We start from the raw sequence: 12,420 nt of genomic DNA, 5'->3' as shown, positions 1-12,420 counted from the left end.
GAGACACCGCAGACCCTGTCGGCCGCCCGCCGGATCACCGGCGTCGCGCTGGCGTCCGTCTCCGGGGTCGCGGTGGCGGTGCAGTCCCGGATCAACGGCGAACTGGGGGTACGCCTCGCCGACGGCTTCGCCGCCGCGGTCGTCTCGTTCGGCATCGGCCTGCTGGTACTCCTGGTGCTGGTGCCTGCCACCCCCGGCGGGCGGCGTGGGCTGGCCGCGACGCGGCGTGCCCTGGCGACGGGAACGCTGCGGCCGTGGCAGTGCCTCGGCGGGATGTGCGGGGCTTTCCTCGTGGCCACCCAGGGGCTCACCATCGGCACGCTCGGCGTGGCGCTCTTCACCGTGGCGGTGGTGGCCGGCCAGACCGGCAGCAGCCTCGTCGTGGACCGGGCCGGGATCGGGCCGACCGGCCGGCAGCCGGTCACCCGGCAGCGGTTGGCCGGCGCGGCGCTCACCGTGCTCGCGGTCGGCCTGGCGGTCGGCGACCGACTCGGCGACCCGGGCGCGTTGGTGCTGGCCCTACTGCCGCTGCTCGCCGGGGTGGGCATCGCCTGGCAGCAGGCGGTCAACGGCCGGGTCCGGGCGGCGTCCGACAGCGCGTTGACCGCCACCCTCGTCAACTTCGCCGTCGGCACCGTCACCCTGCTCGTCGCGTTCGCCATCGACATCGGCGTACGCGGCTGGCCGAACGGTGACCCGCCGAGCGAGCCGTGGCTCTACCTGGGCGGCCCGATCGGCATCGTGTTCATCGCGATCGCCGCCGCGATCGTCCGCTTCACCGGTGTGCTGCTGCTCGGTCTGGCCACCATCGCCGGCCAGATCGTGGGGGCGGTCCTCCTGGACCTGGTGCTGCCCACCGCGGCCTCCCACCCCGGTGTGAACACCCTGCTCGGGGCAGCGCTGACCATGGTGGCGGTGCTGATCGCCGCCTTGGCGCCACCCGCCCGCCGCTGACCCAACCTCGCGCAAGCCGCCCGTCGGAGGTTCACTGCGGCGGCGATTGCGACGGGTACGGCGGATCAGGGACCCTCGCTGGGTGCGCAGGGTAGGGCGCGGGCGGATAGGGCACGTGCGGCGGATAGGGCGGGCGCGGTGGGTACCGGCGCTCGAACCCACGGGCCGGGTCCACCAGCCGCGCGATCCGGGTGGCCAGCAGCACGCCCGGCACCGTGGCCAGCAGGGCGAGCGCCACCGCGAACCGGGTCCGCGACGGGGTGCCGTACAGCCAACCGACGAGCGGCAGCCCAGCCAGGAACGCGGTGAGCAGGAGCCCGCTGAGCACCCAGCCGATCCAGCGCCGCAGAGCGCCCTGGTAGGAGGCTCGAACGATCATGGCCACTGCGGTGAGAACGCCCACCACCAGCACGAACGGCACGGCCATGAACGCCAGGGTGTCGTCGTCGCGCTCCCAGGCCGCGGTCAACACCATCCCCGCGACCAGCATCGACGCACTGCTGACGACCCCCCACCAGCGCGGACCTCCAGCACGGCGGATCGCGAGATGACCGGCGAGCGCAGTGACCGCGCAGCCGAGAGTCAGCGCCAGCGCGACGGCCAGCAACAGGTCCAGTTGGCGGTCGCCGGGTCCGCCACCACCCAGCCGAGGTGGTTCGCCCCACGACGTGCCGACCTGCCCATCCTCGAAGAGGAATCCGTCGCGCTGCCACCCACCGTCGGGCAGGCGGCGGAGGAACCCGTCCCGCCCGTTGGCGACGAGCACCTCGTGACCACCCCCGGCGTGGGGATAGACGACCAGATCGCGGGAGGCGAAGTGGCGCTGGACATCGCCCGGGTTCGGTGACCGGCGGGCCAACTCCTCCCGCTGCTCGTCGGGCACCTCCCAGGCCACCCGCCAGGTCGCACCGGCGTCGTCGCTCTCCTCGACCCGTAGGTGCCCGGTGACGATCCGGTAGCACCGCCGGGGCGCGTCCGACGCGCACGCCTGCTGCTGCCCCACCTCCTGGCGGGACAGTCGCCGCTGCTCGTCCTCCGTGGCCGGCCGCCAGGTGGCCGCGCCGTCCTCGCTGACCGCCCACTGCCCGTCCAACGGGCTGGCCGGCCAGTCCGAGTTGCTGTAGCCGCTGCCGACCGAGATCGCCGGGTGGCCGTCGAGCGCCGCGGTGCTCACCGCGTACGGATAGTAGATCGGGCTGGTGGCGGCTACCGCCAGGACCGCCGGTGGCAGCACCACAAGCAGTCGGACCAGCCGGGCGGTCCGCTGGCGCACGGGTCGGCGGCGCGACCGGGTCCAACTCCACCAGGCCAGGCCGAGCGCCGGCAGGGTCAGCAGGTCGGCCCGGTCGGCCCGGACCAGCGACGGCCCGGCCAGCACGGTCCAGGCCGACGAGGCCAACTCGGCGGCGTACCCGTTGGATTTGACGAGCGCGAACCCGGCGGCCACCGCGACCAGACCGGCCAGCGCGGCGACCCGGGCCGGCATCCGCGGCGCCAGGAGGGTCAGCAGCACCGCGACCAGCGGCGGGGCGAGCACCAGGCCGGCGACGTCGCTCAGCTTGCCGGTCAGCAGGCCGGGGTGGGCCGCCTTCAGCACGTGGTCGTTGACCAGCAGCAGGACCAGGGCGATCAGGGTGGCCGGATGGCAGAGCCAGGACAGCGTGGTGGGTGCGCCGTCCTGCGGTGTGTCGGAACCCGTCATCCGGACAGGATCCGGTTGACCTGTCTCGATCCGGACTCAGGTCGGTCTGGGTCCGATACCGACGGTCAGCCGGCGTCGGAGGAGTGTCCCGGGAAGAGGTGCGCGCTCGGGTCGATGGCCACGGCCGCGTTGTTGACAGCCGTCGCCGCCTCGCCGAAGCCGGTGGCGATCAGCCGCACCTTGCCCGGGTATTCGGTGATGTCGCCCGCCGCGAAGACCCGGGGCAGGTTGGTGGCCATCGCGCTGTCCACCAGGATGTGCCGGCGGTCCAGACGCAGCCCCCACTCGGCGAGCGGACCCAGATCGGCGGTGAAGCCCAGCGCGGCGACCACGGTGTCCACCGGCAGTGTCTCGGTGGCACCACCGCGGACGGTCACCTCGGCGGCGGTCACCACGCCCTCCCCGATCAGCCGGCTGACCTCGGCGTTGACCATCACCCGCACGGGCAGGGACAGCACTCGCGCGACAGTTGAGGCGTGCGCCCGGAACTTTTCCCGGCGGTGCACGAGGGTCACCGAACGGGCCAGTGGTTGCAACGCCAACGCCCAGTCGAAGGCGGAGTCGCCACCACCGACGATCAGCACGTCCCGGTCGGCCAGTGCGGCCGGCTCGGTGACGAAGTAGACGATCCCGGTGCCGGGAGCGCCGTCGGCGCACGGAAGCGGCCGCGGGCTGAAGCTGCCGAGCCCGCCGGTGACCACGACCGCACCGCAGCCGAGCTGCTCACCCCCGGCCAGGCCGAGCACTGGGCGGTCGTCGACGTACGAGAGTTTCTCGGCACGGGTGTCGAGCAGGTATTGCGGTGCGAACGGGGCGGCCTGTGCGACCAGGTTGGCCACCAGGTCCCGGCCCTTGACGGCGGGAAAGCCGGCCACGTCGAGGATCAACTTTTCCGGGTACATGGCGGTGACCTGGCCGCCGGGCTCGGGCAGCGCGTCGATCACCGCCACCGACAGACCTCGGAACCCGGCGTAGTACGCGGCGAAGAGACCGGCCGGACCGGCCCCGACTACGGCGACATCGACTTCGCGCATGGCGTACCGTCGCTTTCCGCTTACGGATCAACGCTGGCTGATCTTCGACGGTAGGCGGGTGGCGGTGGTCCGGCAAGCACCCTTCCGGGGCGCGCCGGGGAATTGGTCAGGGCAGGCGGAGGGTGTCACCCGAGTAGTCCGGCCCATCCAACGCTGGGCGTCGACGGCGGAACAGGATCGCCGCCACCACCCCTCCGAGCAGGCCGAACAGGTGACCCTGCCAGGAGATTTGCTCGTCGGTGGGGAGGATGCCGACCAGTTGCCAGCCGTAGAGCAGGCCGACCAGCAGGAAGACCGCGAAGTTCCACCAGCTGCGTTCGACGATGCCCCGGGTGAGCAGGATGCCCAGGTAGCCGAAGATGACGCCGCTGGCGCCGACCACCACCGAGTTGGGCGAGCCGGTGAACCAGACGCCGAGCCCGCTGACCAGGATGATGACCAGGGTCGACCAGAGGAAGCGGCGGGCACCGGCGGCCAGGACGAACGTGCCCAGCAGGATCAGCGGGATGCTGTTGCTGTAGAGGTGGTCGAAGCCGTGGTGCAGGAACGGGGAGAAGAAGACCCCGTCCAACCCTTCGATGCGCTGCGGGATGATGCCGGCGTTGGCGTCCAGGCCGAACGCGAGCCCCTGGTCGACGGCCTCGATGAGGAAGAGGAACGGGACGACCGCGCACATGGCGACGAACGCCCGGCCGAGCGCGGCGTAGAACGCCTCGGTGCCGAACCGGTAGGGGTCGCCGCTTGACGGGTGCAGGGTCACTCCACAACTGCTATCAGCAAACGCGGCCGACCGCCACTCACGTCCCGTCCGAAGTACGCGCCAAGGCGGGGCGAGTGGAGACCCACCCGCCCCGCCTTCGAGAGCTGTCAGTAGTGGTTGTTGTTCTGGAAGAAGGTCCAGGCGCCGCAGGGCGTCTTGTACCTGCCCTTGATGTAGCCCAAGCCCCACTTGATCTGGGTGGCCGGGTTGGTCCGCCAGTCGGAGGCGACCGAACCCATCTTGCTGCCCGGCAGGGACTGCGGGATGCCGTACGCACCGGACGAGTTGTTGGCGGCCTTGTGGTTCCAGCCGCTCTCCTTGGTCCAGAGCTTCTCCAGGCAGGGGAACTCGGAGATGCCGAAGCCCGAGTCGACCATGAGGGCGCAGCCGGTCTTGCGGTTGCCGCTGTATTCCTCGCAGGACGCCGGGATCGGTCCGTCGTACGGCTTGGCGGGCGCATCGGCGGCCGCGCGTTCGCGTTTGCGGGACGCCGCGGCGGCCTCGGCCCGACGGGCCCGTTCGGCGGCCTCCTTCGCGGCCTGCGCCGCCCGCAGCTTGGCCTGGTACTCGGCGGCACGCTGCTTGGAGACCTGCACCTGGTGGGCGGACTGCCGTTCCCGCTGGTACGCGAGGTCGGCCTGGTCGATCTCGCGGCTGACCTGCTCGGTCAGGCCCTGTTGCTGGGTTTCCCGGTCTTCGCCCAGGTAGAAGCCGCCGGCAACGCCCACGGACAGCAGGGCGACAGCAGCCGTACGGGCACCCAACCGGCTCCACAGCCGACTCACGAAGTGGTCCCTTCGTCGGGAGCAAGGACGTGGCGCGGCCAGGCCACAGGTGGGCTGCCAACCGTGCCACGAGCGCCCCGACCGATTGCCGGTCGCGCCGACACACCGACCGCCGCCGATGTCGCCCGCCTCGCGACGAACGATCACCAACGATCCGGGTGGTGCGTGGACGCTCGTGGGACACGATTGCGCACAGTGAGGCCGATGGGAAACCGACCGGCGCGTTTGTGATCTGTGCCACAGGTTTAATGCGGACAAAACCCCACAAAAGCACCGGTCAGATCGGGATGTCCTCCAGGAGATCGGTGACCATCGCGGCGATCGGCGACCGCTCCGAACGGCTGAGGGTGACGTGTGCGAAGAGCGGGTGACCCTTGAGCGCCTCGATGACGGCCGTCACGCCGTCGTGCCGACCGACCCGCAGATTGTCCCGCTGGGCCACGTCGTGGGTGAGCACCACCCGGGAGCCCTGCCCGATCCGGGACAGCACCGTCAACAGCACCCCGCGCTCCAGGGACTGCGCCTCGTCCACGATCACGTAGGCGTCGTGCAGGCTGCGACCCCGAATGTGGGTCAGCGGCAGCACCTCCAGGATGCCCCGCGAGGTGACCTCCTCCAGCACGTTCTCGTGCACCACCGCGCCGAGCGTGTCGAAGACCGCCTGCGCCCACGGCGACATCTTCTCCGACTCCGAACCGGGCAGGTAGCCCAGCTCCTGGCCGCCGACGGCGTACAGCGGGCGGAACACGATCACCTTCTTGTGCCGGCGGCGCTCCATCACCGCCTCCAGCCCGGCGCAGAGCGCCAACGCCGACTTGCCGGTGCCCGCCCGGCCGCCCAGCGACACGATCCCGATCGACTCGTCGAGCAACATGTCGAGGGCGATGCGCTGCTCGGCCGAGCGGCCGTGCAACCCGAACGCCTCCCGGTCGCCCCGCACCAGCCGGACCGACTTGTCCGGCAGCACCCGGCCGAGCGCGGAGCCCCGCCCCGAGTGCAGCACCAGACCGGTGTGGCAGGGCAGACCGGCCGCCTCGTCGAGGTCGAGCGTCTCGCCGGCGTACAACGACCCGATCTGCTCCTCGGTCAGATCCATCTCGGACATGCCGGTCCAGGTCGGGTCGCTGGCCTGACCGTGGCGGTACTCGTCGGCCCGCAGGCCCACCGAGGCCGCCTTGACCCGTAGCGGCATGTCCTTGCTGACCAGGGTGACCTCCCGGCCCTCGCCGGCGAGGTTGAGCGCGACGGAGAGGATCCGGGCGTCGTTGCTCTCGGTCCGGAAACCGGGTGGCAGCACGCCGTCGTCGGTGTGGTTGAGCTCCACCCGCAGGGTGCCGCCGACGTCGTTGGCCGGCACCGGTCGGTCGAGTCGACCGTGCCGGACCCGCAGGTCGTCGAGCATCCGGAGCGACTGCCGGGCGAACCAGCCCAGCTCCGGATGGTGCCGCTTGCCCTCCAGCTCGGTGATGACCACCAGAGGCAGCACCACCTCGTGCTCCGCGAACCGGTGGAACGCCGCCGGATCGGAGAGCAGCACGGACGTGTCCAGGACAAAGGCCTGGCCGGCTGGTCGCGGCTCCTTCGGGTCGGCCGGCGCGGCGGCCGCCGTGCGGCGGCTCCTGGTGGCACGGCGGTTCGTGGCAGTCGCGGCCGGGGTCTGGTCGGCACCGGCGGTGGTACGGCGAGTCGTCACAGGCCTGCTCCGACGGATGGGCATCCGCCACCCGTGTTCCGCCTCCTCCGGTGCCCGGGGACACGGGGTCGGATGCGGAACCCCATGCGCGAGGTCGCAGATCCGGGCGGACCGGCTGGCTCGGGAGAACCCCGTGCCATGCCTAGACGCTAGCCCCGCCGGACCCTTCCGGCTAGGGGGCCGACGTGGATCTACCTAGACGGGCGTGTGAACACGGCTTCGCGGGGTCCCTCACCACCGGGAAGGCCGGCGGTGGGCGCGGCGGAACCGGCCGGGATGCATGCCCCCTGCGCGCACCCCGGCCGGTCTGGGGTCACCGTCACCGGTCTGACGTGACCCCGACGGTGCGTGTCCGCCGCGGACGACGCACCGCGTCGGTGGTGTCGGTCGGCGGGATCGTGCCCGCCGACCGACCTCAACCGGTACGTCGAACGAGCGTGCCGGTCGGGTGCCGCCCGGTGATCGGGGCGGCCGGCGCACTGAACGACGAGCCGGTGTACGTGGTGCCGGGGCGGGCGACGGTGCTGGCCGAGCGGACGACGCCCGCCGGGGAGACCGACAGGGCGGAGGCGATCGCGGCCTGGGCGTCGCGGCGACGGCGGTTCCAGGCGCCCCGGTCACCGTCGAAGTAGCCCTGCCGGTAGCCGAAGCGGTAGCCGATGCGGTAGCTGAGCTGCCCGTGCAACCGGCCGGCCGCGTAGCTGGTCGCGCCGAGCACCAGGACGAGAAATACCGCGAGAAACGGGCTCATCGGGCGACCCCGGCCCGGCCCGGACGCCCGGTCACTTCTCCTCCGGCTCGGTCGTGGTGGGATCCGCGACGAGCAGCCGGTCCAGGTCGTCGGTGCTGACCTCCTCGACCAGCTCGACGCTGATCCGGCAGCCGTCCAGCATGATCTCGGCCACCGAGGACCGGCGGATCTCGCCGCCGGCGTCGTAGACCCGGACGCTCAGCTCCGGGCAGCCGAGATGGGTACGCCAGGCGTTCCACTCGGCGCGGTCGCCGACGCTCAGCGACAGGTAGCGGCAGCCTCGGGCGAGGTAGAGGCGCCAGGGGGCGGTCAGCCCCGCGGCCACCCCCTCGGCGATCAGCCCGAAGGCCTGGGCGCGGGTGGCGAGCTCGGTCACCACACCCCCTCCGAACCGGGGGTGTGACGCATGTGAGCACCAATCGTCTCATGCACGTGACACACCGTAGATTGTCCCATGGGCGTGACAGTATCAGCTTTTCGTCCGCTTACGCTTGCCACTACGGGCATCTATTCTGCCCGCGTGACACCCCTCGACAGTGGCACTGAATCGTTTACCGGAAATCTGAAGCTACCGTCACGTAGGCGTGACAGTGGCGAGCCGGGGCGCGCGCTCGTCACCGGCTGGCCGTACGGTCACGGGGTGACCGAGACGGCCAATGCGCGGAAAATCGCCTTCGCCACCTTCGTCCGCCGCGCCCTGGACGAGGCACGAGCGACCCGAGCCTGGAGTGGCACCGAGGTGTCCCGGCGCACCGGGGTCTCCCGGCAGACCATCAACCGGTGGGTCCGGGGCGACTGGGCCAGCGACCCCGAAGCCGAACGGGTGGTCGCCTTCTCCGAGGGCCTGGGTCTGAATCCGGCGGCCGCCTTCGCCGCACTCGGCTGGGACCGCACCGCGGCCGGCCCTCGCGGTGGCCAGCCCGCCCCTCCGATGGACCCGGACGTGGAGGCCCTGCTCCGCCGTCTGGTCGACCCGAACGTCTCGGACGCGGAGAAGTTCCACATCCGCGAAACCATCAGATATCTCGCATACCGCCCAACGCTGCCAGTCGATGTCCGAAATAGAGGCAATCAAGCAGGCTAGTTCCTCAGATGGCGAAAGAACGCCTGGTCAGGTTCATTCGTTTGCCTCCGGGGCCGGAACGGGCACGCTAGCGTCCGTACTCGTACTGCTTGGGCTCGTCATCGGCGGGGGGACGGGACAAGGCCGAACCCAGCCCTGCGGGACAAAGGAGGGGTCTGTCCATGACCCTGAAGTGGTTGGCAGTCGTGGTCGCGACGGTGTCGATGACACTGTGGGCGACCGGCAACGCGGTGACCCTCGCGGTCGACGGCGGGCAGCTCCCGCTGCTCGTGAACCTGTTCGTCCTCATCACCGCCGGCACCGCGGTCGTCCTGGCCGTCGTCGCCGAGCTGCACGAGCGGATGAACGACCGGATCAGCGCGCTCACCGAGTTCCTGGTGGCACGGCTCAACGAGATCGAGAACCACACCGGCGATCGCAACACCGGGTTTGTGGAGGGCTACCTGTTGAGCCACGGCCAGGACGCGGCGGTGGTGCCGTTCGGCCGACGTGGACGAGGAGCCGCCGAACGCTGATCGCCTACCGCGTAACGGGTCCGCTCGGCCAGGAATGAGCCCTCATCGCCGGGGTACGCTGACGCGCGTGCCGCCGTTGAATCTGGGCAATCACCAGCCGGGAACCCCGTTGAACGCCGACCAGGCCTGGCGGATCACCGCCAGCCGGGCGGCCGGGACCGTGCTCTTCTTCGACTTCGACGGCACGCTCGCGCCCGTCGACGACGATCCGACCGCGGTACGCCCGGCTCCCAAGGCGTTGGCCGCGATCGAGGCACTCGCCCCGGTCGTGCAGCGGGTCGCGATCGTCTCCGCCCGACCCGTCGAGTTCCTTCGGGATCAGCTCGGCGGGCTCACCGGCGTGGACCTCTACGGCCTCTACGGGCTGGAGCACAGCCATTCGGGCGGGGAGACCGTCACCGAGCCGGCCGCGCTGCCCTGGGTGCCGACCATGGCGGAGCTGGCCGACCTCGCGCGGGCTGAGCTGCCACCCGGCACGCTCGTGGAATACAAGCGGCTCTCCGTCGCCCTGCACTGGCGTACCGCTCCGCAGCTCGGCTCGACCGTGCAGGAGTGGGGGCAGGCGCAGGCCGACCGCCTGGGGCTGCGCGTGCAGGCCGGGCGGATGGTGCTGGAGCTCAAACCGCCTGTCGACCGGGACAAGGGCATGGTCATCGGCGAGGCGATCAAGGGTGCCACCGGCGCCTGGTATTTCGGTGACGACGTCTCGGACATCAAGGCCTTCGCCGCGCTGCGCGCCCGCGCCGCCGCCGACCCGGACTTCCTCGGCATCTGCGTGGCCGTGGCCAACCCGGAGACCGGCCACGAGGTGGCAAACGCCGCCGACCTGACGATCGAGTCCCCGGCCGCCCTCGGCGACTTCCTCACCCAGGCACTGACCCACCTGCCCTGACCCGGCCGAGCGGCGACGGACACGTCGCCCGCCGCCGGTTCAGGCGCCGTAGCGGCGTTGCCTGGTCGCGTACGAGCGCAGTGCGCGCAGGAAGTCGATGTGCCGGAAATCCGGCCAGTTGAGCTCGCAGAAGTAGAACTCCGAGTGCGCGGACTGCCAGAGCATGAAGCCGGACAGCCGCTGCTCCCCGCTGGTGCGAATGACCAGGTCAGGATCGGGCTGGCCACGGGTGTAGAGGTGCTCGGCGATGTGCTCGACGTCCAGCACCTCGGCCAACTCCTCGATGGTGCCGCCGGAGGCGGCGTGCTCCAACAGCAACGAACGGACCGCGTCGGTGATCTCCCGCCGACCGCCGTAGCCCACCGCGATGTTGACCTCCGCGCCCCCGGTGCGCTCGCGGGTGCGTTCCTCGGCGCCCTTGAGCGCCGCCGCGGTCTGCGCCGGGAGCAGGTCGAGCGCCCCGACGATGCGCAGCCGCCAGGGGTTGCCCTCCTCGGAGAGCTCCACCACCAGATCCTCAATGATCTTGAGGAGGGGGTCCAGCTCACTGGCCGGTCGGCGCAGGTTGTCGGTGGCCAACAGGTAGAGGGTCACGTGCCCCACGCCGGCCTGGTCGCACCAGCCGAGGACATGCTTGATCTTCGCCGCGCCGACCCGGTGTCCGTCGTTCGGGTCGACGAAGCCCATCTCCCTCGCCCAGCGGCGGTTGCCGTCGCACATCACCCCGACGTGCCGGGGCACCGGCTTACCCGCGAGCTTCGCCGTGAGCCGGCGCTCGTACACGGAGTAGATAAGGTCCCGCAGCGTCATCACCTAGCAGCGTAGCGACCCTTCGCCCAGATCACCGCCTCGGAGCCCCATCCCCGCCGCCCAGACCGATGCCGATCATCGCCAGCGTACGGGCGGTGAGGCGTCCGTCACCCAGTCCCAGCTCGACCACGTCGTAGAACACCCGGTCGTCGCGCCGGGCGGCCCGGACCGCCGCGTCCACCACTCGGCCGCGACGCGCCAACCAGGCCGCGACCGAACTGTGCCGCAGGTGCGTGCCGAGGCGGCGACGCAACGCGTGCGTGTAGCGCCCGGCTGCCGCCTCGGGGGCCTCGGCCGCCGCCGCACCGGCGAGCGCACCGGAGAGCAGCGCGTAGAAGATGCCCTCCCCGGTGAACGGATTGATCAGTGACAGCGCGTCTCCGGCCAGCAGCGTGCGCCCCCGCCCCGGCGTTGGCCGGTGGGTGGACAGTGGCAGGTGATGGGCGCGCAACGCGGTCACCGCCCCCAGGTCGGTGCCGGGCAGCAGCGCGGCCAGCCGGTCCAGCAGGTAGGCCCTGCTCAGCGACTCACCGCGCAGCACCTCCCCGTACCCGACGTTCGCCCGTCCGTCGCCGATCGGAAACGACCAGGCGTACGCCGGCCAGCGCGCCTTCGAGGTGACGATGAGCTGCTCGGACGGGCCGGGCAGCGCCGGCGCGTACCCCCGGATGGCAAGCGCCAGGTGCCGGTCGGGATTCTGCGGGTGGCCGAGCGCCCGACGCACCACCGACCCGGCGCCGTCGGCGCCCACCACCACCCGCCCGGACACCTCCCCGTCGAGCACCACCCGGTCGGCGCGCGGCTCGACCCGGCGCACGGTGTGCCGACGCAACTGCGCGCCGGCCGCCACGGCCGCCGCCACCAGGCGCGCGTCGAAGACCTCCCGGGGCACGGTGTACGCGGGGCGGGGCAACGCCCGGGCCACGGCACCGCCACCCGGCGCGATCATGCGTAACGCGGGCAGCGGCGCGTAACCCGCCACCGCCTCGGTCACCCCCAACTCGGTCAGCACATCCACCGAGTGCGCGGCGATCCCGTCGCCACACGCCTTGTCCCGGGGGAAGTCGGCCCGGTCCAGCAGCAGCACGCTGGCCCCCGCCCGCCGCGCCGTCAACGCGGCGGCCGCCCCGGCCGGCCCCGCTCCCACCACCACCACGTCGAACTCGTCGCTCACCGCGCAACTCCCTTTCATCGGCGGCACGGCCCGTTCGCCACCCGCCCGGCCATCCGCCCGCACCGTCGGCAGCGGTCGCTGTGAGGTGACCGTCACCACCGGCCATCCTGCCCGCTCGCCGCTCGCCTCGGCCGATGCCGCACGGCCGAATTTCGTTGTCCCGGATGGTCAGCACCGACCCGTCGGCATCGGTGTCGACCTCGATGTCACAACGCGACGCCCGGCTGTGTCGCGGCACGTTCGTCACTCCCTCCGGGAGAACCCAA

The 12,420-nt window shown here is 71.6% G+C and carries 13 protein-coding genes; 4 read left to right on the top strand and 9 right to left on the bottom strand.

Translation table 11 applies throughout. The features are described 5' to 3' along the window. Window positions 1-15: 15 nt before the first annotated feature. Window positions 16-954 (top strand): DMT family transporter, encoded by a 939-nt coding sequence (locus tag ACFYPM_RS03750; protein WP_387191462.1) that lies wholly within the window; start codon window positions 16-18, stop codon window positions 952-954. Window positions 955-985: 31 nt separating this feature from the next. Here the strand turns inward: ACFYPM_RS03750 and ACFYPM_RS03745 are convergent, their stop codons facing one another. From ACFYPM_RS03745 to ACFYPM_RS03715, 7 genes are all read right to left on the bottom strand, one after another. Then, window positions 986-2,656: a hypothetical protein gene (locus ACFYPM_RS03745; protein WP_387190917.1), complete on the bottom strand. Its 1,671-nt coding sequence runs from the start codon at window positions 2,654-2,656 to the stop codon at window positions 986-988. A 65-nt stretch (window positions 2,657-2,721) separates the two neighbouring features. Beyond that, window positions 2,722-3,690 (bottom strand): NAD(P)/FAD-dependent oxidoreductase, encoded by a 969-nt coding sequence (locus ACFYPM_RS03740; protein ID WP_387190915.1) that lies wholly within the window; start codon window positions 3,688-3,690, stop codon window positions 2,722-2,724. 106 nt (window positions 3,691-3,796) lie between these two features. After that, entirely contained in the window at window positions 3,797-4,450 is a 654-nt protein-coding gene (locus tag ACFYPM_RS03735; RefSeq protein WP_387190913.1) for a rhomboid family intramembrane serine protease, read from the bottom strand. A 107-nt stretch (window positions 4,451-4,557) separates the two neighbouring features. Beyond that, window positions 4,558-5,235: a lytic transglycosylase domain-containing protein gene (locus tag ACFYPM_RS03730; protein ID WP_387190911.1), complete on the bottom strand. Its 678-nt coding sequence runs from the start codon at window positions 5,233-5,235 to the stop codon at window positions 4,558-4,560. A 277-nt stretch (window positions 5,236-5,512) separates the two neighbouring features. Beyond that, the gene (locus ACFYPM_RS03725; protein WP_357241654.1) at window positions 5,513-6,928 is read right to left on the bottom strand and encodes a PhoH family protein; all 1,416 of its coding nucleotides are present in this window, start codon (window positions 6,926-6,928) and stop codon (window positions 5,513-5,515) included. A gap of 415 nt (window positions 6,929-7,343) precedes the next feature. Further along, a complete protein-coding gene (locus ACFYPM_RS03720) occupies window positions 7,344-7,679 on the bottom strand; it encodes a hypothetical protein (RefSeq protein ID WP_357076516.1) in 336 nt (111 codons plus the stop codon). Window positions 7,680-7,710: 31 nt separating this feature from the next. Then, a complete protein-coding gene (locus ACFYPM_RS03715) occupies window positions 7,711-8,055 on the bottom strand; it encodes a hypothetical protein (protein ID WP_387190907.1) in 345 nt (114 codons plus the stop codon). Between the two features lie 264 nt (window positions 8,056-8,319). Between ACFYPM_RS03715 and ACFYPM_RS03710 the strand changes: the two genes are divergently transcribed. The 3 genes from ACFYPM_RS03710 to otsB all read left to right on the top strand — a co-directional run bounded on the left by ACFYPM_RS03710 (window position 8,320) and on the right by otsB (window position 10,170). Continuing rightward, window positions 8,320-8,763 carry a helix-turn-helix domain-containing protein gene (locus ACFYPM_RS03710; protein ID WP_387190905.1) on the top strand — a complete coding sequence of 148 codons (444 nt, stop codon included), beginning with the start codon at window positions 8,320-8,322 and terminating at the stop codon, window positions 8,761-8,763. Between the two features lie 161 nt (window positions 8,764-8,924). Further along, a complete protein-coding gene (locus tag ACFYPM_RS03705) occupies window positions 8,925-9,278 on the top strand; it encodes a hypothetical protein (RefSeq protein ID WP_387190902.1) in 354 nt (117 codons plus the stop codon). A 67-nt stretch (window positions 9,279-9,345) separates the two neighbouring features. Beyond that, window positions 9,346-10,170, top strand: a complete 825-nt coding sequence (gene otsB / locus ACFYPM_RS03700) for a trehalose-phosphatase (RefSeq protein ID WP_387190899.1) — start codon at window positions 9,346-9,348, stop codon at window positions 10,168-10,170. Window positions 10,171-10,209: 39 nt separating this feature from the next. Here the strand turns inward: otsB and ACFYPM_RS03695 are convergent, their stop codons facing one another. After that, entirely contained in the window at window positions 10,210-10,980 is a 771-nt protein-coding gene (locus tag ACFYPM_RS03695) for an isoprenyl transferase (protein ID WP_357572497.1), read from the bottom strand. 31 nt (window positions 10,981-11,011) lie between these two features. After that, a complete protein-coding gene (locus tag ACFYPM_RS03690; RefSeq protein ID WP_387191460.1) occupies window positions 11,012-12,172 on the bottom strand; it encodes an NAD(P)/FAD-dependent oxidoreductase in 1,161 nt (386 codons plus the stop codon). Window positions 12,173-12,420: the final 248 nt, after the last annotated feature.

Origin of the sequence: Micromonospora sp. NPDC005203 (assembly GCF_042872705.1) — a bacterium.
In the GTDB taxonomy this organism is placed as follows: Bacteria; Actinomycetota; Actinomycetes; order Mycobacteriales; family Micromonosporaceae; genus Micromonospora.
Note: the sequence above shows the minus strand (reverse complement) of the source record. Positions and strands in the feature narration are given on the sequence as shown.